The following is a 20,572-nucleotide window of genomic DNA, read 5'->3' as shown; positions in this document are numbered from 1 at the left end:
CACGACGCCGGCGCCGACGGTGCGGCCGCCCTCGCGGATCGCGAAGCGCAGGCCCTCGTCCATCGCCACCGGGTTGATCAGCGACACCACCATCTTCACGTTGTCGCCCGGCATCACCATCTCCACGCCTTCCGGCAGCTCCACCGCACCCGTGATGTCGGTCGTGCGGAAGTAGAACTGCGGACGGTAGCCCTTGAAGAACGGCGTGTGACGGCCACCCTCGTCCTTCGACAGCACGTACACCTCCGCCTCGAAGTCGGTGTGCGGCTTGATCGAACCCGGCTTGCACAGCACCTGGCCGCGCTCCACGTCGTCACGCTTGGTGCCGCGCAGCAGCAGGCCCGCGTTGTCGCCCGCCTGGCCCTGGTCCAGCAGCTTGCGGAACATCTCCACGCCCGTGACCGTGGTCTTCTGCGTCGGACGGATGCCCACGATCTCGATTTCGTCGCCGACCTTGATGATGCCGCGCTCGATGCGGCCCGTCACCACCGTGCCGCGACCCGAGATCGAGAACACGTCCTCGACCGGCATCAGGAACGGCTTGTCCACGTCACGCTCCGGCTCCGGAATGAACGTGTCCAGCGCTTCCACCAGCTTCAGGATCGACGGCACGCCGATCTCGCTCTGGTCGCCTTCCAGCGCCAGACGCGCCGAACCGTGGATGATCGGGGTGTCGTCGCCCGGGAACTCGTACTTGGTCAGCAGCTCGCGCACTTCCATCTCGACCAGCTCGAGCAGCTCCGCGTCATCGACCATGTCCGCCTTGTTCAGGAACACCACGATGTGCGGCACGCCCACCTGGCGCGACAGCAGGATGTGCTCGCGCGTCTGCGGCATCGGGCCGTCCGCGGCCGAACACACCAGGATCGCGCCGTCCATCTGCGCCGCACCCGTGATCATGTTCTTCACGTAGTCGGCGTGCCCCGGGCAGTCCACGTGCGCGTAGTGGCGCGTCGGGCTCTCGTATTCCACGTGCGCCGTCGAGATCGTGATCCCGCGCGCCTTCTCTTCCGGCGCCGCGTCGATCGACGAGTAGTCCTTGAACTCACCGCCGAAACGCTCCGCACCGATCTTCGTCAGCGCCGCCGTCAGCGTCGTCTTGCCGTGATCCACGTGACCAATCGTGCCCACGTTCACGTGGGGCTTGGTGCGCTCGAACTTACCCTTTGCCATTGTCTGAACTCCGTAATTCGTGATGTGTGATTCGTGATTGGTGAACGCCGGGATCCGTGCGCTTTCGGCGCACGGGTCCCGGATCACGAATCACTTCTTGGTAATGGTCTCGGCGATGTTGGCCGGGGCTTCCGCGTAGTGGTCGAACTCCATGGTGAAGGTCGCGCGGCCCTGCGACATCGAACGCAGCTGCGTGGCGTAGCCGAACATCTCGCCGAGCGGGATCATCGCGTTGATGACCTTGCCCGACGGGCTGTCGTCCTGGCCCTGCAGGATGCCGCGGCGACGGCTGACGTCGCCCATCACGTCGCCGAGGTATTCCTCGGGGGTGACGACCTCGACCTTCATGATCGGCTCGAGCAGCACCGGCGAGGCCTTGTTGAAGCCTTCCTTGAAGCCCATCGAGCCGGCGATCTTGAACGCCATTTCCGACGAGTCGACCTCGTGGTACGAACCGTCGACCAGCTTGACCTTGACGTCGACGATCGGATAGCCGGCCATGATGCCGTTGGCCAGCACTTCCTGGATGCCCTTGTCGACCGCCGGGATGTATTCCTTCGGCACGACGCCGCCGACGATCGCGTTCTCGAACTCGTAGCCGGTGCCCGGCTCCTGCGGCGAGATCTCCAGCCACACGTGGCCGAACTGGCCCTTGCCGCCCGACTGGCGCACGAACTTGCCTTCCGACTTGACCGCCTTGCGGATGGTCTCGCGGTAGGCGACCTGCGGCTTGCCGACGTTGGCTTCGACGTTGAACTCGCGCTTCATGCGGTCGACGAGGATGTCCAGGTGCAGCTCGCCCATGCCGGCGATGATGGTCTGGCCGGATTCCTCGTCGGTGCGCACGCGGAAGGACGGATCCTCCTGCGCCAGGCGACCCAGGGCGATGCCCATCTTCTCCTGGTCCGACTTGGTCTTGGGCTCGACCGCCATCGAGATGACGGGCTCCGGGAACGTCATGCGCTCGAGGGTGATGATGTGGTCCTGCGCGCACAGCGTATCGCCGGTGGTCACGTCCTTCAGGCCCACGGCCGCGGCGATGTCGCCGGCGCGGACTTCCTTGATCTCCTCGCGGTTGTTGGAGTGCATCTGCAGGATGCGGCCCACGCGCTCCTTCTTCGACTTGACCGGGTTGTAGACCTGGTCGCCGGAGTTGAGCACGCCCGAGTAGACGCGGAAGAACGTCAGCGAGCCGACGAACGGATCGGTCATGATCTTGAACGCGAGCGCCGAGAACGGCGCCTTGTCGTCGGCGGTCCGGGTGTCTTCCTTCTCGTCGTCGTCGACGCCCTGCACCGGCGGACGGTCGGCCGGCGACGGCAGCAGCTGGATCACGCCGTCGAGCATGGCCTGCACGCCCTTGTTCTTGAACGCGGTACCGCAGAACACCGGCACGATCTCGACCTTCAGGGTGCGCTCGCGCAGGCCCGCGATGATCTCGTCCTCGGACAGCTCGCCCTCGTTGAGGTACTTGTCCATCAGCTCTTCGGTCGCCTCGGCGGCGGCCTCGACCATGAAGCTGCGCGCTTCGGCCGCGACGTCGGCGAGCTCGGCCGGGATCTCGCGGTATTCGAACACCGTGCCCTGCGAGGCGGTATCCCAGTGGATCGCCTTCATCTTGAGCAGGTCGACCACGCCCTCGAAACCGTCCTCGGCGCCGATCGGCACCTGCATCGGCACGGCATAGGCGCCGAGGCGCGACTTCAGCTGTTCGACTACCTTGTTGAAGTTGGCGCCGGTGCGGTCCATCTTGTTGACGAACGCAAGACGCGGCACCTGGTACTTGTTGGCCTGGCGCCACACGGTTTCGGACTGCGGCTGCACGCCGCCGACCGCGCACAGCACGAACACCGCGCCGTCGAGCACGCGCAGCGAACGCTCGACCTCGATCGTGAAGTCGACGTGGCCGGGGGTGTCGATGATGTTGAAGCGGTGCTCGGGCAGCGACTTGTCCATGCCCTTCCAGAACGCCGTGGTGGCCGCCGAGGTGATGGTGATGCCGCGCTCCTGCTCCTGCTCCATCCAGTCCATGGTGGCGGCGCCGTCGTGCACTTCACCGATCTTGTGGCTGACGCCGGTGTAGAACAGGATGCGCTCGGAGGTCGTGGTCTTGCCGGCATCGATGTGGGCCATGATGCCGAAATTGCGGTAGCGTTCGATGGGAGTCGTGCGAGCCACGTCAGTCTCTCGTTTGAATTGGGGAGGTTGCCTGTGAACCGGCGACCTTCGCGATGGAATCGCTTGAATGGACGAATGCCGCCTTGCGGCGGCGTTCGAGTCCTGCGTGCGGCGCGGAGGCCGCCAGGGACACCTGGATGGTGCCGGCAGGCCCCGGAATCAACCGGGGCCCGCGGATCCGCTTACCAGCGGTAGTGCGCGAACGCCTTGTTCGCTTCCGCCATGCGGTGGGTTTCTTCGCGCTTCTTGATCGCGCCGCCACGGTTCTCGGACGCGTCGATCAGTTCGGCCGCCAGCTTGCGCGGCATGCTGTTCTCGCCGCGCTTGCGCGCCGACTCGATCAGCCAGCGCATCGCCAGCGCCATGCGGCGCGACTGGCGCACTTCGACCGGCACCTGGTAGGTGGCGCCGCCGACACGACGCGACTTGACCTCGACGGACGGCGAGATGTTGCCCAGCGCCTTCTCGACCAGCTCCAGCGGATCGCCGTTCTTCTCGCCGATGACGTCCATGGCGCCGTAGACGATCTTCTCGGCGACGGACTTCTTGCCGCTCTTCATGACCATGTTGATGAAGCGCGCGATGGTCTCGCTGCTGTGCTTGGGATCGGGCAGCACCGAACGCTGCGGGGTGTTTCCTTTACGCGACATTGTCTATTCCTCAGCCCTTCGGACGCTTGGCGCCGTACTTCGAACGTGCCTGCTTGCGCTTCGCGACGCCGGCGGCGTCGAGCGAACCACGGACGGTGTGGTAACGCACACCCGGCAGGTCCTTGACGCGGCCGCCGCGGATCAGGACCACGGAGTGCTCCTGCAGGTTGTGGCCCTCGCCGCCGATGTACGAGATGACCTCGTAGCCGTTGGTCAGGCGCACCTTGGCGACCTTGCGAAGCGCCGAGTTCGGCTTCTTCGGGGTCGTGGTGTACACGCGCGTGCACACGCCGCGACGCTGCGGGCAGTTGGCCAGCGCGGGCGACGTGCTCTTGTAGGTTTCGGGGCTGCGCGGCTTCCGCACCAGCTGGTTGATCGTTGCCATCAGTCTCGGGTTCTGTGGTTTCGGGCCGTGGCCCGGTGAAAACGAAGGCAGACGGAAAACCCGTCTGCCAGACGAATAAGTATAGCCCGCGCCGACGGAGTGCGTCAACGCGAGCTGATACCGCCGCCGGCCGGCCATGCGTGGCCCGGCCCGACATGAAGCTTCCCGTCCGTCCTGGACCGAATACGAGCCGCGTCCTGCGCCTCATTTCGGAGTCTGGGCGGCCCCGCAGGGCCGCCATGAATCGCCTATCTTAACGCGCGTCGTCGCCGTTGTCAGCTACCGGCGTGTCCTCGAGCATGACCTGCTCGGGCAGCGCCGCGGCCGGCGCCGCGTCCGCGGCCAGCGGCGAGCTGCCCGACAGCGCATCCATCTCGGAGTCGGTCAGGCCCGACGCCGCGCGGCGGCGCTGGGTGTGGTACGCCAGTCCGGTACCGGCCGGGATCAGGCGGCCGACGATGACGTTCTCCTTGAGGCCGCGCAGGTTGTCGCGGGTGCCGCGGACGGCCGCCTCGGTCAACACACGGGTGGTCTCCTGGAACGAGGCCGCGGAGATGAACGACTCGGTCGCCAGCGAGGCCTTGGTGATGCCCAGCAGGACCGGGTCGAACTTCGCCGGCAGCTCGCCCTTGGCCTCGAGCTTGACGTTGTCCTCGATGACGCGCTGGCGCTCGGCCTGCTCGCCGTTGAGGAAGCGGCTGTCGCCCTGGTCGGTGATCTCGACCTTGCGCAGCATCTGGCGGACGATCACCTCGATGTGCTTGTCGTTGATCTTCACGCCCTGCAGGCGATAGACGTCCTGGATTTCCTTGGTCAGGTACGAGGCCAGCTCCTCGACGCCCTTCAGGCGCAGGATGTCCTGCGGGCTCGGCTCGCCGTCGACGACGGTCTCGCCCTTCTCGACGTGCTCGCCCTCGAACACGATGATCTGGCGGTACTTCGGGATCAGCTCTTCATGATCCTCGCCGTCCGCGCCCTTGATGATCAGGCGCTGCTTGCCCTTGGTGTCCTTGCCGAAGCTGACGATGCCCGAACGCTCGGCCAGGATCGCGGGATCCTTGGGCTTGCGCGCCTCGAACAGGTCGGCCACGCGCGGCAGACCGCCGGTGATGTCGCGGGTCTTGGACGCTTCCTGCGGCACCTTGGTCACCACGTCGCCCACGCCGACGGCGTCGCCGTCCTGCAGGTTGACGATCGAGCGCGGCGGCAGCAGGTACTGCGCCGGCAGGTCGGTGCCCGGAATGTTGAGGTCGTTGCCGGCCTTGTCGACGATGCGCACGATCGGACGCAGGTCCTTGCCCTGCGAGCCGCGACGCTTGGGATCGGTGATCTCGCGCGAGGCCAGGCCGGTCAGCTCGTCGGTCTTCTCGATGACGGTGATGCCGTCGACGAAGTCGACAAAGCGGATGAAGCCCGCCACTTCCGAGACGATCGGGTGGTTGTGCGGATCCCAGTTCGCGACCGTCTGCCCGGCCTTGACCGCATCGCCGTCGTTGACGGTGATGGTGGCGCCGTAGGGCAGCTTGTAGCGCTCGCGCTCGCGGCCGTGGCCGTCGAGCACCGACAGTTCGCCCGAACGCGACACCGCGACCAGACTGCCGCTGGCGTGGGTGACGAACTTGAGGTTGTTGAACTTCACCGAGCCGGTGGTCTTGATCGTCACGTTGTCGATGGCGGCCGCACGCGACGCCGCGCCACCGATGTGGAACGTACGCATGGTCAGCTGCGTGCCCGGCTCGCCGATCGACTGCGCAGCGACGACGCCGACGGCCTCGCCCTGGTTGACCAGGTGGCCGCGGCCGAGATCACGGCCGTAGCAGTGTGCGCAGACGCCGAAGGCGCTTTCGCAGGAGATCGTCGAACGCACCTTGATCGACTGGACGCCGGCTTCCTCGAGCTTCTGCACCCACTGCTCGTCGAGCAGGGTGTTGCGGGTGACCACCGGATCCTCGTCGTCGCCCGGCAGGAACACGTCCTCGGCCACGACACGACCCAGCACGCGGTCCTTCAGCGGCTCGACCACGTCGCCGCCTTCGACGATCGGGGTCATGGTCAGGCCGTCGAGCGTGCCGCAGTCGACCTCGGTGATGACCACGTCCTGGGCCACGTCGACCAGGCGGCGGGTCAGGTAACCGGAGTTCGCGGTCTTGAGCGCGGTGTCGGCCAGGCCCTTGCGGGCGCCGTGGGTGGAGTTGAAGTACTCCTGCACGTTCAGGCCTTCGCGGAAGTTCGCGATGATCGGCGTCTCGATGATCGAGCCGTCCGGCTTGGCCATCAGGCCGCGCATGCCGGCCAGCTGGCGGATCTGCGCCTGCGAACCACGCGCGCCGGAGTCGGCCATGATGTACAGCGAGTTCATCGACTTCTGGTCGATGGTCTCGCCCTTGGCGTTGACCACCTTCTCGGTGCCAATGGTGTCCATCATCGCCTTGGCGATGCGCTCGTTGGTACGCGACCAGATGTCGACGACCTTGTTGTAGCGCTCGCCGGCGGTGACCAGGCCCGACTGGTACTGCTGCTGGATCTCCAGCACCTCGGTCTCGGCCTCGGCCAGGATGCCCTTCTTCTCGGTCGGGATGGTCATGTCGTTGATGCCGATCGACACGCCCGCGCGGGTCGCGTTGCCGAAGCCGGTGTACATCAGCTTGTCGGCGAACACGACCGTGTCCTTCAGGCCCAGACGGCGGTAGCAGGCGTTGATCAGGCGGCTGATGTTCTTCTTGTTCAGCTCGACGTTGGCCAGCTCGAACGGCAGGCCCTCGGGCATGATCTCGACCAGCAGCGCGCGACCCACGGTCGTCTCGACGATCGAGGTCACCTTCTCGCGCGAGCCGTCCTCGCCGATCACGGTCTGGATGATGCGGACCTTGATCTTGGCGTGCAGGCCGGCGGCCTTGTTGTCGTAGGCCCGGCGCACTTCGGCGATGTTGGCGAACACCATGCCCTCGCCCGGGATGTTCTCCAGCGCGCGGGTCATGTAGTACAGGCCGAGCACGACGTCCTGCGACGGCACGATGATCGGCTCGCCGTTGGCCGGCGACAGGATGTTGTTCGACGCCATCATCAGCGCGCGCGCTTCCAGCTGGGCTTCCAGCGACAGCGGCACGTGCACGGCCATCTGGTCGCCGTCGAAGTCGGCGTTGAACGCGGTGCAGACCAGCGGGTGCAGCTGGATCGCCTTGCCCTCGATCAGTACCGGCTCGAACGCCTGGATGCCGAGGCGGTGCAGCGTCGGCGCGCGGTTGAGCATGACCGGGTGCTCGCGGATCACCTCTTCGAGGATGTCCCAGACCTCGGCCTCTTCACGCTCGACCAGCTTCTTGGCGGCCTTGATCGTCGTGGCCAGGCCATGGCGCTGCAGCTTGGCGAAGATGAAGGGCTTGAACAGCTCCAGCGCCATCTTCTTCGGCAGGCCGCATTCGTGCAGGCGCAGGGTCGGGCCGACCACGATGACCGAACGGCCCGAGTAGTCGACGCGTTTGCCGAGCAGGTTCTGGCGGAACCGGCCCTGCTTGCCCTTGATCATGTCGGCCAGCGACTTGAGCGGACGCTTGTTGGTGCCGGTGATCGCACGGCCACGACGGCCGTTGTCCATCAGCGCATCGACCGACTCCTGCAGCATGCGCTTCTCGTTGCGCACGATGATGTCGGGCGCGTTGAGCTCGAGCAGGCGGCGCAGGCGGTTGTTGCGGTTGATGACGCGGCGGTACAGGTCGTTGAGGTCCGACGTCGCGAAGCGGCCGCCATCGAGCGGCACCAGCGGACGCAGGTCCGGCGGCAGCACCGGCAGCACGGTCATGATCATCCACTCGGGGCGGTTGCCCGAGTCGATGAAGGCCTCGACCAGCTTGATGCGCTTGGTCAGGCGCTTGAGCTTGGTCTCCGAACCGGTCGCGGCGATCTCTTCCTTCAGGCGCGCCATCTCGGCCTGCAGGTCGATCGTGCGCAGCAGGTCGAATACCGCCTCGGCGCCCATCGCGGCGTCGAAGTCGTCGCCATGCTCCTGGCGCATCTGCAGGAACTGCTCCTCGTTGAGCAGCTGGCCGCGCTCCATCGGGGTCAGGCCCGGCTCGGTGACGACGAACGCCTCGAAATACAGGATGCGCTCGATGTCGCGCAGGGTCATGTCCAGCATCAGGCCGATGCGCGAGGGCAGCGACTTGAGGAACCAGATGTGGGCGACCGGCGAGGCCAGGTCGATATGGCCCATGCGCTCGCGGCGCACCTTGGCCAGGGTCACTTCGGTGCCGCATTTCTCGCAGACCACGCCGCGGTGCTTCATGCGCTTGTACTTGCCGCACAGGCACTCGTAGTCCTTGGTCGGGCCGAAGATCGCGGCGCAGAACAGGCCGTCGCGCTCGGGCTTGAAGGTGCGGTAGTTGATGGTTTCCGGCTTCTTGACTTCGCCGAACGACCAGGAACGGATCAGGTCCGGCGAGGCGAGCGCGATCTTGATCGCGTCGAAGTCCGGGATCTGGCGCTGCTGGTTGAAGAGGTTGAGCAGGTCTTTCATTTGGTATCTCCGAGAGGCCGGAGGCCGGAGGCCGGGGCCAGGGATAAGGGACGGAACGGGGTCAGGGGGCGGAGACCGGGGACCAGGGAAAGCGCGCTTCGCTGCTTCTCCCTGGCCTCTGGCCCCTGGCCTCCGGCCTCAGTGTTCCTCCAGCTCCATGTTGATCGCCAAGGAACGAATCTCCTTGACCAGCACGTTGAACGATTCCGGCATGCCGGCGACCATTTCGTGTTCGCCGTCGACGATGTTCTTGTACATCTGGTTGCGGCCCTGCACGTCGTCGGACTTCACCGTCAGCATCTCCTGCAGGGTGTAGGCCGCGCCGTAGGCTTCCAGCGCCCAGACTTCCATCTCGCCGAAGCGCTGGCCGCCGAACTGCGCCTTGCCGCCCAGCGGCTGCTGGGTGACGAGCGAGTACGGACCGGTGGAGCGCGCGTGCATCTTGTCGTCGACCAGGTGGTTGAGCTTGAGCATGTGCATGTAGCCCACGGTCACCTCGCGCTCGAACGCCTCGCCGGTACGGCCGTCGAACAGGCGCGTCTGGCCGCTGGTCGGCAGGTCCGCCAGCTCCAGCATCGCCTTGATCTCGGACTCCGCCGCGCCGTCGAACACCGGGGTGGCCATCGGCACGCCGTCGGTCAGGTTCTTCGCCAGGGTCAGCAGCTCCTCGTCGGTGAACTGCTTGAGGTCGACGCGCTGGCTGGTGAGGTCGTTGTCGCTGTTGTAGATCTGGTCGAGGAACTTGCGCAGATCGGCGATCTTGGCCTGCGCGTCGAGCATCCGCTGGATCTTCTCGCCGAGCCCCTTGGCCGCCAGGCCCAGGTGCACTTCGAGGATCTGGCCGATGTTCATGCGGCTCGGCACGCCCAGCGGGTTGAGCACGATGTCGACGGTGTTGCCGTTGGTCATGTACGGCATGTCCTGCACCGGCACGATGGTCGACACGACACCCTTGTTGCCGTGGCGGCCGGCCATCTTGTCGCCCGGCTGGATGCGGCGCTTCACGGCCAGGTAGACCTTGACCATCTTCAGCACGCCCGGCGCGAGGTCGTCGCCCTGGGTGATCTTGCCGCGCTTGTCGGCGAAGCGCTTCTCGAACTCCTTCTGGTGCGCGTCGATCTGCTTCTGCGCGCGCTCGATCGCGTCGGCCGCGTCCTCGTCCTTCATGCGGATCTGGAACCAGTCGGACTTCTTCAGCCCGTCGAGCACCAGCGAGCTGACCGTGTCGCCCTTCTTCAGGCCGGGGCCGCCGTTGGCGACCTTGCCCTGGATCTGCGAGCGCAGGCGCGCGTAGATCGCCGACTCGAGGATCCGGAACTGGTCGTCGAAGTCCTTCTTGACGCGCTTGATCTCGGATTCCTCGATCTGCTTGGCGCGCTTGTCCTTCTCGATGCCGTCGCGGGTGAAGACCTGCACGTCGATGACGGTGCCGTCCATGCCCGGCGGCACGCGCAGCGAGCTGTCCTTCACGTCGGACGCCTTCTCGCCGAAGATCGCGCGCAGCAGCTTCTCCTCGGGGGTCAGCTGGCTTTCGCCCTTGGGCGTGACCTTGCCGACCAGGATGTCGCCGGCGCGCACTTCGGCGCCGATGTACACCACGCCGGACTCGTCGAGACGGTTGAGCGCGTTCTCCGACACGTTCGGGATGTCGGCGGAGATCTCCTCCGGTCCCAGCTTGGTGTCGCGGGCGACCGCGGTCAGCTCCTCGATGTGGATCGTCGTGTAGCGGTCTTCCTTGACGACGCGCTCCGACAGCAGGATCGAGTCCTCGAAGTTGTAGCCGTTCCACGGCATGAACGCGACCAGCATGTTCTGGCCCAGCGCCAGCTCGCCGATGTCGGTCGAGGGACCGTCGGCCAGCACGTCGCCGCGCGCCACCACGTCGCCCACGTTGACCAGCGGACGCTGGTTGATGCAGGTGTTCTGGTTGGAACGGGTGTACTTGATCAGGTTGTAGATGTCGACGCCGGCATCGGTCTCGCCGGAGATCTCCTCCTCGTTGACCTTGACCACGACGCGGCCGGCGTCGATCTGCTCGATCACGCCGCCACGGCGGGCGTTGACGGTCACGCCCGAGTCGCGCGCCACGGCACGCTCGATGCCGGTGCCGACCAGCGGCTTCTGCGCACGCAGCGTCGGCACGGCCTGGCGCTGCATGTTGGCGCCCATCAGCGCGCGGTTGGCGTCGTCGTGCTCCAGGAACGGCACCAGCGCCGCGGCGACCGACACGGTCTGCATCGGCGAGACGTCCATGAAGTGGATCTCGGCCGGCGGCTTGAGCAGCGACTCGCCTTGGTAGCGGCAGTCGACGAACTGCTGGGTCATCACCCCGTTCGCGTCCTGCACGGCATTGGCCTGGGCGATGACGTAGTCGTTCTCCTCGATCGCCGACAGGTACTCGATCTCGTCGGTGACGCGGCTGTCCACGACCTTGCGGTACGGCGTCTCGAGGAAGCCGTACTTGTTGGTGCGGGCGAACACCGCCAGCGAGTTGATCAGGCCGATGTTCGGGCCTTCCGGCGTCTCGATGGTGCAGACGCGGCCGTAGTGGGTCGGGTGCACGTCGCGCACCTCGAAGCCGGCACGCTCGCGGGTCAGGCCGCCCGGCCCGAGCGCCGACACGCGACGCTTGTGGGTGACTTCCGACAGCGGGTTGTTCTGGTCCATGAACTGCGACAGCTGCGAGGAACCGAAGAATTCCTTGACCGCGGCCGCGACCGGCTTGGCGTTGATCAGCTCCTGCGGGGTCAGGCCATCGGCCTCGGCCATCGTCAGGCGCTCGCGCACGGCGCGCTCGACGCGGACCAGGCCCACGCGGAACACGTTCTCGGCCATCTCGCCGACCGAACGCACGCGGCGGTTGCCCAGGTGGTCGATGTCATCGACCACGCCGCGGCCGTTGCGGATCTCGGTCAGCACCTTGATCACGTCGAGGATGTCCGAGCTGTCGCCGAACTCGGCGCGCAGGCGCGCGGACTCCTCGTCCTTGCGCTCGGCGAAGTAGCGTGCGTCGTAGAGCACCGACGCGCCGGTGACTTCGCGGCGGCCGATGCGGCGGTTGAACTTCATGCGGCCGACGGCGGAGATGTCGTAGCGCTCGAAGGTGAAGAACAGGTTGTGGAACAGGTTCTGCGCGGCGTCCTTGGTCGGCGGCTCGCCGGGACGCATCATGCGGTAGATCTCGACCAGCGCGTCGAGCTGGGTCTTGGTGCTGTCGATGCGCAGGGTGTTGGACAGGTACGGACCGCGGTCGAGGTCGTTGACCCAGATCGTGCCGATGGTCTCGATGCCGGCCTTGCGCAGCGCCTCGAGGGTCTCCAGGGTGACCTCGTCGTTGGCCAGCGCGACCAGCTCGCCGGTGCTCGGGTCGATGACGTCGTGCGAGAGGATCTGGCTGACGAGGTAGTCGTCCGGCACCGCCAGCGCGGCGATGCCCGAGGCTTCGAGCTGCTTGACGTGGCGCGCGGTGATGCGCTTGCCCGCCTCGACGATGACCTTGTCGCCGTCGACCAGGTCGAAGTTCAGGGTCTCGCCGCGCAGGCGCTCGGAAACCAGCTCCAGCTGCACGCCCTCGCCTTCCGGCAGGATGTGGAAGGTGTTGATCTCGAAGAACTCGTTGAGCATCTCCTCGTTGCTGTAGCCGAGCGCGCGCAGCAGTACCGAGACCGGCAGCTTGCGGCGGCGGTCGATACGCGTGAACAGCGCGTCCTTCGGGTCGAACTCGAAGTCCAGCCAGGAGCCGCGGTAGGGGATGATGCGCGCCGAGTACAGCAGCTTGCCCGAGCTGTGGGTCTTGCCGCGGTCATGGTCGAAGAACACGCCGGGGCTGCGGTGCAGCTGCGAGACGATGACCCGCTCGGTGCCGTTGATGATGAAGGTGCCGTTGTCGGTCATGAGCGGGATCTCGCCCATGTAGACCTCCTGCTCCTTCACGTACTTGATCGCCTTGCTCGACGATTCGCGGTCGTAGATCACCAGGCGCACGGTCACGCGCAGCGGGGCGCCGTAGCTGAGGCCGCGGTTGCGGCACTCGCGCTCGTCGAACACCGGCTCGCCCAGCTTGTAGCCGACGTACTCCAGCGCGGCGTAGCCGTTGTAGCTGACGATCGGGAACACCGACTTCAGCGCGGCGTGCAGGCCACGGTCCTCGCGCTTGGCGGGGTCGCGGTCGGCCTGCAGGAACTCGCGGTAGGAATCGACCTGGATGGCCAGCAGGAACGGCACCTCGAGAATCTGCCGGCTCTTGCCGAAGTTCTTGCGGATGCGCTTCTTCTCGGTGAACGAGTAGTTCGACTGGTGGGACGTCGTCATGGGGATACGCCTCGGGAATATCGGTGGACCGGCCTGCGGTCCGGGAACATGGAGCTGCCACTGGGTAGTCGCTGGTATTGCCGGCACCAGCACGCCTTCTCCCGCTACTACCCACTGACAACTGCGTCAGTTGTCTGCGGTCGATCCAATTTTCAGGAACGACCAAGGGCCGGGAGCTTTCGCCCCCGGCCCCGGTGCATCGCAAGCATGTGCTGCGATGCCAAGGTGTTGCTTACTTGAGCTCGGCCTGGGCGCCAGCGGCTTCCAGATCCTTCTTGAGCTTCTCGGCTTCTTCCTTCGAAACGCCTTCCTTGACGTCCTTCGGCGCGCCTTCGACCAGGTCCTTGGCTTCCTTCAGGCCCAGGCCGGTGATCGCACGAACGACCTTGATGACCTCGACCTTCTTCTCGCCGGCGGCCTTCAGGACGACGGTGAACTCGGTCTGCTCTTCGGCAGCGGCGGCCGGACCGGCGGCCGGACCGGCAGCGACGGCGACCGGGGCGGCGGCGGAGACGCCGAACTTCTCTTCAAACGCCTTGACCAGCTCCATCACTTCGACGAGCGACTTGCTGCCAATGGCTTCCAGGATTTCTTCGTTGGAAAGGGACATTGCGATTACCTCGATTGACTGTTTTTGGAAACGACTTGTCTGTCTGGATGCGTACCGAATGCGGCACCCATCAGGGATCTCAGGCGGCCTTGGCCTGACCCACCGCGTTGATCACGCGGGCGGTCGAGGCGGCGGGCTCGGCAAGAACGCGGGCCAGCATGGTGGCCGGTTCGGCCATCAGGCGGACCAGCATCGCCAGTGCCTGTTCGCGGGTCGGCAGCGAAGCCAGGACATCCACATGGGTGCCCGGATACTTCTGCCCGCCCACGGAAACCAGGCGCGGCTTCAGCTTGTCTGCGGTCTTTGCGAAATCCTTGATGAGGCGGCCGGCGGCGCCCGGGTCTTCCTTCGAGAAGGCATACAGCAGCGGACCGGTCAGTTCGTCGGCGACGACGGCGTAATCGGTGTTTTCCACTGCACGCGACACCAGGGTGTTCTTCGCTACCTTCAGGTAGACCCCGTTCTCGCGCGCCTTCTTGCGCAGGTCGGTCAGCTGGCTGACCGTAAGACCCAGATACTCCGCGGCGACCAGCGAGTGCGCCGATGCGGCGACCTCGGCCAGTTCGGCAACGACTTCCTTCTTCTGGTTCAGATTAAGAGCCATTGCACTTCCTCTCTTGCTTCAATTCCGTCCCGATGCGTCCGCACCGGGCCGGGCCATGAACGGCACCGTTCCATCGATGCCGGGAACGCCCTGCGGCGTTCCGGGTGGCGGCCGTTTCCAGATTCGTTCAACCTGAATGACTGGAGGGTCGGCAACCATCTACGCAGGCCCTTCGATGCGGACATCTGGGGATTAAGCGGCCGGAGCCGGCGGTGACGGCGATTCCCTGCCATACCGAGCATTCCCTGCCCGTCGTCACTGCCACCCCGACCGCGCCTGCGGTCTTTGACGGCGCCGCGCAGGACATGGAAGTCCGTTGCGATGCCCTCAAAATCCGCCCCGCCCCCTGCGGGACGAAGCGGCTTTACTGCGATTGCGTGGATTACTTGCCGTAGCTCAGCGTCGACGCGTCGACGGTCACGCCCGGGCCCATCGTCGAGCTCAGCGAGACCTTCTGCACGTACTGGCCCTTGGCCGTCGCCGGCTTGGCCTTGACCAGGTCCGCCAGCAGCGCCTGCAGGTTCTCCTTCAGGCGGTCGGCCTCGAAGTCGGCCTTGCCGATCGTGCAATGGATGATGCCGGCCTTGTCGGTGCGGTAACGGACCTGGCCGCCCTTGGCGTTCTTCACCGCCTCGCCCGGGTTCGGGGAGACCGTGCCGACCTTCGGGTTGGGCATCAGGCCGCGCGGGCCCAGCACGGTGCCGAGCTTGCCGACGACGCGCATCGCGTCCGGCGTGGCGATCACGACGTCGTAGTTGATGTCGCCGCCCTGCATCTTCTCGGCCAGATCGTCCATGCCGACGACGTCGGCACCGGCGGCCAGGGCCTCGTCGGCCTTGGCGCCGGCGGGAGCGAACACCGCGACGCGCACGCTCTTGCCGGTACCGGCCGGCAGTACGGTCGAACCGCGCACCTGCTGGTCGGACTTGCGCGCATCGACGCCCAGACGCACGGCGACGTCCACGGCCTCGGCGAACTTGGCGCTGCTGTTGTCCTTGACGATCTTCAGGGCTTCATCGATGCCGTAGCTCTTGCCCGGCTGCACGGCGGCCTGGATGTTCTTCTGTCGCTTGGTCAGTGCCATGGTCTCAGCCCTCCACCGTCAGGCCCATCGAACGGGCGGAGCCCGCGATGGTGCGCACTGCTGCATCCAGATCCGCTGCGGTCAGATCCGGTTCCTTCGCCTTGGCGATCTCCTCGAGCTGGGCACGGGTCACCTTGCCCACCTTCTCGGTGTTCGGGCGCTTGGAGCCCGACTGGATGCCCACGGCCTTCTTCAGCAGGATGGTCGCCGGCGGCGTCTTGGTGATGAAGGTGAACGTACGGTCCGAGTAGGCCGTGATCACGGTCGGGATCGGCAGACCCGGCTCGAGCTTCTGCGTGGCGGCATTGAAGGCCTTGCAGAACTCCATGATGTTCAGGCCGCGCTGGCCCAGCGCAGGACCGACCGGCGGCGAGGGGTTGGCCTGGCCGGCCTTGACCTGCAGCTTGATGTAACCGATGACTTTCTTTGCCATTTCATGCTCTCCGGGTGCAAACGCCTGTTTGGCAGGCTCCCCATCGCGCCGGGAACGTAGTGACCAAGGACACAACGCGTCCCGACATCGCGTTGTGCCGTCGTGCGAAAGGCCGCCAGGGCGGCGGCCAATGCAGTTGCCCGGCTCGACCGGACAGGGAGCCGTGCACTATAGCAGGTTTTCGGGGCGGCGGCACGCCGGTGCCGGATGCCCGGTCAGGCCTTTTCGACCTGCCCGAACTCCAGCTCGACCGGGGTCGAACGGCCGAAGATCAGCACCGCGACGCGCAGGCGGCTCTTCTCGTAGTTGACTTCCTCGACCACGCCGTTGAAGTCGTTGAACGGGCCGTCGATGACGCGGACCATCTGCCCGGCCTCGAACAGCACCTTCGGCCGCGGCTTCTCGACACCTTCCTGAACGCGGTCCAGGATCGCGGCCGCCTCCTCGTCGCGGATCGGCAGCGGGCTGGCCGCGGTACCGCCGATGAAGCCCATGACCTTCGGGGTTTCCTTGACCAGATGCCAGCTTTCGCTGTCCATCCGCGGAATGCCGCCCTCGTCGTGGGTCAGGATCTGCACCAGCACGTAGCCGGGGAAGAACTTGCGCTCGGAACGGCGCTTCTGGCCGGAGCGCATCTCCACCACTTCCTCGGTCGGCACCAGCACGTCGCCGAAGCGCTCCTCCATGCCGGCACGGACGATGCGGTCGCGCAGCGCCTGGGCCACCGACTTCTCGAAGCCGGAATAGGCATGTACCACGTACCAGCGCTTGACGCCTTCGGTTTCCATCAGACTCGTTACTCCGTCACTGCCGCAGGATGAGGCGGATGACAAACTGGATGACCTTGTCGAAACCCGCCAGCAGCAGGCTGATGATGATCACCGCGATGATCACCACCCAGGTCAGACGGATCGCCTCCTGGCGCGTCGGCCAGACCACCTTGCGCATCTCGAAACGGGTTTCGGAGAAGAACTCCCGCGTCTTGTGGCCCTTGCTGGTGGTCAGGAACACGGCGGCCGCACCGACCACGCACAGGCCGACGATGATGCTGCGCACCGGCGTCGCCAGCTGCGCCTCGAACCAGTAGAAGGCGAACACGCCCACCACCACGAGCGCCACTGCGGCGGCGTACCTGGCGAGATCCGCCGACGACGCTGACTTCGACTGTTCCACTCTGCTGTTCAAGTCCCGGCGACTCATCGGATTGCGACTGCTCTGTTGGGACGCCCGGCCATGGCCCGGCGCTTGCGGAAGCATCCGCGGATTTGGCACGCCAGGAGGGACTCGAACCCCCAACCTGCGGTTTTGGAGACCGCTGCTCTGCCAATTGAGCTACTGGCGTAAGGATGGAACCGCGACACGAAACCGCGATGCCCTGAAACAGCGAAGGCGGATCCGGTTGACGGTCCGCCGTTCGCGCGCCCGGCGGCCGAAGCCGCCGGCATTACGGACTTACTTGATGATCTTGGACACGACGCCGGCGCCGACGGTGCGGCCGCCCTCGCGGATCGCGAAGCGCAGGCCCTCGTCCATCGCCACCGGGTTGATCAGCGACACCACCATCTTCACGTTGTCGCCCGGCATCACCATCTCCACGCCTTCCGGCAGCTCCACCGCACCCGTGATGTCGGTCGTGCGGAAGTAGAACTGCGGACGGTAGCCCTTGAAGAACGGCGTGTGACGGCCACCCTCGTCCTTCGACAGCACGTACACCTCCGCCTCGAAGTCGGTGTGCGGCTTGATCGAACCCGGCTTGCACAGCACCTGGCCGCGCTCCACGTCGTCACGCTTGGTGCCGCGCAGCAGCAGGCCCGCGTTGTCGCCCGCCTGGCCCTGGTCCAGCAGCTTGCGGAACATCTCCACGCCCGTGACCGTGGTCTTCTGCGTCGGACGGATGCCCACGATCTCGATTTCGTCGCCGACCTTGATGATGCCGCGCTCGATGCGGCCCGTCACCACCGTGCCGCGACCCGAGATCGAGAACACGTCCTCGACCGGCATCAGGAACGGCTTGTCCACGTCACGCTCCGGCTCCGGAATGAACGTGTCCAGCGCTTCCACCAGCTTCAGGATCGACGGCACGCCGATCTCGCTCTGGTCGCCTTCCAGCGCCAGACGCGCCGAACCGTGGATGATCGGGGTGTCGTCGCCCGGGAACTCGTACTTGGTCAGCAGCTCGCGCACTTCCATCTCGACCAGCTCGAGCAGCTCCGCGTCATCGACCATGTCCGCCTTGTTCAGGAACACCACGATGTGCGGCACGCCCACCTGGCGCGACAGCAGGATGTGCTCGCGCGTCTGCGGCATCGGGCCGTCCGCGGCCGAACACACCAGGATCGCGCCGTCCATCTGCGCCGCACCCGTGATCATGTTCTTCACGTAGTCGGCGTGCCCCGGGCAGTCCACGTGCGCGTAGTGGCGCGTCGGGCTCTCGTATTCCACGTGCGCCGTCGAGATCGTGATCCCGCGCGCCTTCTCTTCCGGCGCCGCGTCGATCGACGAGTAGTCCTTGAACTCACCGCCGAAACGCTCCGCACCGATCTTCGTCAGCGCCGCCGTCAGCGTCGTCTTGCCGTGATCCACGTGACCAATCGTGCCCACGTTCACGTGGGGCTTGGTGCGCTCGAACTTACCCTTTGCCATGGCTGCCTTGTCTCGATATCGGATGAAGTGGTGGTGCGCGCAGTGCCGCATGACGGCTGTGCCGCGAAGGTGGTGCTCACGAAAGGAATCGAACCTTCGACCTCCTCCTTACCAAGGAGGTGCTCTACCGACTGAGCTACGTGAGCAACGATGTGGATACCGCCGGGGAAATATCAATGGAGCGACATCAATGGAGCGGGAGACGGGGATCGAACCCGCACCATCAGCTTGGAAGGCTGAGGTTCTACCATTGAACTACTCCCGCACCGGGATCCTGCTACCGCTTGACAACTGCCGCACTTGAAACTGGAACCGCAATCCACCGGAAAGAACATGGTGGAGGGAGGTGGATGACTCGGCGCTTTCGCGCCTCGCCCTCCGGGCCGCGCCTCGCGGCGCGTTCAGCGAAGCTGCGCTTCGCTGTCGAACCAGCGGTGGTTCTCGCCCACCTCCGGTTCGCCTTTCTCACTACACCGCCGACCGAAACCGCACGACTTCTTGGAACATGGTGGAGGGAGGTGGATTCGAACCACCGAAGGCGTAAGCCAGCAGATTTACAGTCTGCCCCCGTTGGCCGCTTGGGTATCCCTCCGGCGCTTTCGTCTTGCCGGTGAAAACAGCCCGCGATTTTGAAGCCACCGCGAACCGCTGTCAACGCTCGATTGCATCCGGTCTGCGGCAGCCCGCATCGCGGGGGCGCATTCTCGCACAGTCCGGGGGCGTGCGGCACAACACCGGGGGATTCATCGCACGGGGACGGATGCGCCACCAGCCCGCACGCCGCCGGGCGAAGCCGCAACGCGCGCGTCATTCCCGGCCACCCACGCCGCAAACGGAAAGGCCCCGCGATCGCGGGGCCTGTCGTGGGGCGCCCGGCCGCGGGCGTCAGACGTTGAAGCGGAAATGCATCACGTCGCCATCCTTGACGATGTACTCCTTGCCTTCCAGCCGCCACTTGCCGGCTTCCTTGGCGCCGGCCTCGCCGTTGTAGCGGATGAAGTCGTCGTAACCGACGACCTCGGCGCGGATGAAGCCCTTCTCGAAATCGGTATGGATCACCGCCGCGGCCTGCGGCGCGGTGGCGCCGATCTTCACCGTCCACGCGCGCACTTCCTTGACGCCCGCGGTGAAGTAGGTCTGCAGATTCAGCAGGCCGTAGCCGGCGCGGATCACCCGGTTCAGGCCCGGCTCGTCGAGGCCGAGGTCGGTCAGGAACGCATCGCGGTCGGCGTCGTCGAGCTGCGACAGCTCCTCCTCGATCGCCGCCGACACCGGCACCACTTCGGCGCCCTCGGTCGCGGCGCGGGCGCGCACCGCGTCGAGATGCGGATTGTGGTCGAAACCGTCCTCGAGCACGTTGGCGATGTACAGCACCGGCTTTGCGGTCAGCAGGAACAGGTCGCGGATCGCCGCGCGGTCGTCGTCGGACAGCGCCAGCGACCGCACCGGCCGGCCGTCGGCCAGGCCCTTGTGCACCCGGCCCAGCACCTCGGCACGCGCCTTGGCGTCCTTGTCGCCGGTCTTGGCCGAACGCTCGGCGCGCTGCAGCGCCTTCTCCACCGATTCGAGGTCGGCCAGCGCCAGCTCGGTGTCGATGGTGTCGATGTCGGCGATCGGGTCGACCCGGTTGTTGACGTGGATGACGTCCGGGTTCTCGAAGCAGCGCACCACGTGGGTGATCGCGTCGACCTCGCGGATGTGCGACAGGAACTTGTTGCCCAGGCCCTCACCGCTGGCCGCGCCGGCGACCAGGCCGGCGATGTCGACGAACTCGACCGCCGTCGGCAGCACCTTCTGCGGCTTGACGATCGCCGCCAGCGCGTTCAGGCGTGGATCGGGCACCGGCACGATGCCGACGTTCGGCTCGATCGTGCAGAACGGGAAATTGGCCGCGGCGATGCCCGCCTTGGTCAACGCGTTGAAGAGGGTCGACTTGCCGACGTTCGGCAGGCCGACGATGCCGCATTTGATGCCCATATGTGGATCCG

The 20,572-nt window shown here is 66.0% G+C and carries 14 protein-coding genes, 4 tRNA genes and 1 other RNA gene; all 19 read right to left on the bottom strand.

Annotated features, from left to right (window positions below):
• Positions 1–1,173 (bottom strand): elongation factor Tu (gene tuf / locus LDO26_RS12255; protein ID WP_232131372.1); only part of this gene is annotated, 1,173 nt, incomplete at its 3' end.
• Between the two features lie 90 nt (positions 1,174–1,263).
• A complete protein-coding gene (gene fusA / locus LDO26_RS12250; RefSeq protein ID WP_232131371.1) occupies positions 1,264–3,351 on the bottom strand; it encodes an elongation factor G in 2,088 nt (695 codons plus the stop codon).
• A 182-nt stretch (positions 3,352–3,533) separates the two neighbouring features.
• On the bottom strand, positions 3,534–4,001 hold the full coding sequence (gene rpsG, locus LDO26_RS12245) for a 30S ribosomal protein S7 (RefSeq protein WP_232131370.1): 468 nt from the start codon (positions 3,999–4,001) through the stop codon (positions 3,534–3,536).
• Positions 4,002–4,011: 10 nt separating this feature from the next.
• Positions 4,012–4,386: a 30S ribosomal protein S12 gene (rpsL, locus tag LDO26_RS12240; RefSeq protein ID WP_024891235.1), complete on the bottom strand. Its 375-nt coding sequence runs from the start codon at positions 4,384–4,386 to the stop codon at positions 4,012–4,014.
• A 253-nt stretch (positions 4,387–4,639) separates the two neighbouring features.
• Entirely contained in the window at positions 4,640–8,899 is a 4,260-nt protein-coding gene (gene rpoC, locus LDO26_RS12235; RefSeq protein ID WP_232131369.1) for a DNA-directed RNA polymerase subunit beta', read from the bottom strand.
• Positions 8,900–9,037: 138 nt separating this feature from the next.
• Positions 9,038–13,210, bottom strand: a complete 4,173-nt coding sequence (gene rpoB, locus LDO26_RS12230) for a DNA-directed RNA polymerase subunit beta (RefSeq protein ID WP_232131368.1) — start codon at positions 13,208–13,210, stop codon at positions 9,038–9,040.
• Between the two features lie 232 nt (positions 13,211–13,442).
• Complete coding sequence (gene rplL, locus LDO26_RS12225) at positions 13,443–13,820, bottom strand: 50S ribosomal protein L7/L12 (protein WP_232131367.1); 378 nt, start codon at positions 13,818–13,820, stop codon at positions 13,443–13,445.
• Between the two features lie 79 nt (positions 13,821–13,899).
• Positions 13,900–14,424: a 50S ribosomal protein L10 gene (rplJ, locus tag LDO26_RS12220; protein ID WP_232131366.1), complete on the bottom strand. Its 525-nt coding sequence runs from the start codon at positions 14,422–14,424 to the stop codon at positions 13,900–13,902.
• Between the two features lie 382 nt (positions 14,425–14,806).
• Positions 14,807–15,508: a 50S ribosomal protein L1 gene (gene rplA / locus LDO26_RS12215; RefSeq protein ID WP_232131365.1), complete on the bottom strand. Its 702-nt coding sequence runs from the start codon at positions 15,506–15,508 to the stop codon at positions 14,807–14,809.
• 4 nt (positions 15,509–15,512) lie between these two features.
• Entirely contained in the window at positions 15,513–15,941 is a 429-nt protein-coding gene (gene rplK, locus LDO26_RS12210) for a 50S ribosomal protein L11 (protein ID WP_232131364.1), read from the bottom strand.
• Positions 15,942–16,156: 215 nt separating this feature from the next.
• Positions 16,157–16,729 carry a transcription termination/antitermination protein NusG gene (gene nusG / locus LDO26_RS12205; RefSeq protein WP_232131363.1) on the bottom strand — a complete coding sequence of 191 codons (573 nt, stop codon included), beginning with the start codon at positions 16,727–16,729 and terminating at the stop codon, positions 16,157–16,159.
• Positions 16,730–16,745: 16 nt separating this feature from the next.
• Positions 16,746–17,126: a preprotein translocase subunit SecE gene (gene secE / locus LDO26_RS12200; RefSeq protein WP_232131362.1), complete on the bottom strand. Its 381-nt coding sequence runs from the start codon at positions 17,124–17,126 to the stop codon at positions 16,746–16,748.
• 81 nt (positions 17,127–17,207) lie between these two features.
• Positions 17,208–17,283, bottom strand: a tRNA-Trp gene (locus LDO26_RS12195).
• A 110-nt stretch (positions 17,284–17,393) separates the two neighbouring features.
• Positions 17,394–18,584 (bottom strand): elongation factor Tu, encoded by a 1,191-nt coding sequence (tuf, locus tag LDO26_RS12190; protein ID WP_232131361.1) that lies wholly within the window; start codon positions 18,582–18,584, stop codon positions 17,394–17,396.
• Positions 18,585–18,654: 70 nt separating this feature from the next.
• Positions 18,655–18,730, bottom strand: a tRNA-Thr gene (locus LDO26_RS12185).
• A gap of 45 nt (positions 18,731–18,775) precedes the next feature.
• Positions 18,776–18,849, bottom strand: a tRNA-Gly gene (locus tag LDO26_RS12180).
• 69 nt (positions 18,850–18,918) lie between these two features.
• Positions 18,919–19,050, bottom strand: a non-coding RNA gene (locus tag LDO26_RS12175) — RtT sRNA.
• Positions 19,051–19,090: 40 nt separating this feature from the next.
• A tRNA-Tyr gene (locus LDO26_RS12170) sits at positions 19,091–19,176 on the bottom strand.
• Between the two features lie 293 nt (positions 19,177–19,469).
• Positions 19,470–20,561, bottom strand: a complete 1,092-nt coding sequence (gene ychF / locus LDO26_RS12165) for a redox-regulated ATPase YchF (RefSeq protein WP_232131360.1) — start codon at positions 20,559–20,561, stop codon at positions 19,470–19,472.
• Between the last annotated feature and the right edge of the window lie 11 nt (positions 20,562–20,572).

The organism is Proluteimonas luteida, from assembly GCF_021191695.1.
Lineage (GTDB): Bacteria > Pseudomonadota > Gammaproteobacteria > Xanthomonadales > Xanthomonadaceae > Luteimonas > Luteimonas luteida.
The sequence above is the reverse complement of the archived record's forward strand: the minus strand, read 5'-3'. Positions and strand labels throughout refer to the sequence as shown.

Bases quoted from the DNA above. Each gene is read 5' to 3' on its own strand.
- rpsG (WP_232131370.1), bottom strand. From the start codon at position 4,001: ATGTCGCGTAAAGGAAACACCCCGCAGCGTTCGGTGCTGCCCGATCCC.
- rpsL (WP_024891235.1), bottom strand. From the start codon at position 4,386: ATGGCAACGATCAACCAGCTGGTGCGGAAGCCGCGCAGCCCCGAAACC.
- rpoC (WP_232131369.1), bottom strand. From the start codon at position 8,899: ATGAAAGACCTGCTCAACCTCTTCAACCAGCAGCGCCAGATCCCGGAC.
- rpoB (WP_232131368.1), bottom strand. From the start codon at position 13,210: ATGACGACGTCCCACCAGTCGAACTACTCGTTCACCGAGAAGAAGCGC.
- rplL (WP_232131367.1), bottom strand. From the start codon at position 13,820: ATGTCCCTTTCCAACGAAGAAATCCTGGAAGCCATTGGCAGCAAGTCG.
- rplJ (WP_232131366.1), bottom strand. From the start codon at position 14,424: ATGGCTCTTAATCTGAACCAGAAGAAGGAAGTCGTTGCCGAACTGGCC.
- rplA (WP_232131365.1), bottom strand. From the start codon at position 15,508: ATGGCACTGACCAAGCGACAGAAGAACATCCAGGCCGCCGTGCAGCCG.
- rplK (WP_232131364.1), bottom strand. From the start codon at position 15,941: ATGGCAAAGAAAGTCATCGGTTACATCAAGCTGCAGGTCAAGGCCGGC.
- nusG (WP_232131363.1), bottom strand. From the start codon at position 16,729: ATGGAAACCGAAGGCGTCAAGCGCTGGTACGTGGTACATGCCTATTCC.
- tuf (WP_232131361.1), bottom strand. From the start codon at position 18,584: ATGGCAAAGGGTAAGTTCGAGCGCACCAAGCCCCACGTGAACGTGGGC.
- ychF (WP_232131360.1), bottom strand. From the start codon at position 20,561: ATGGGCATCAAATGCGGCATCGTCGGCCTGCCGAACGTCGGCAAGTCG.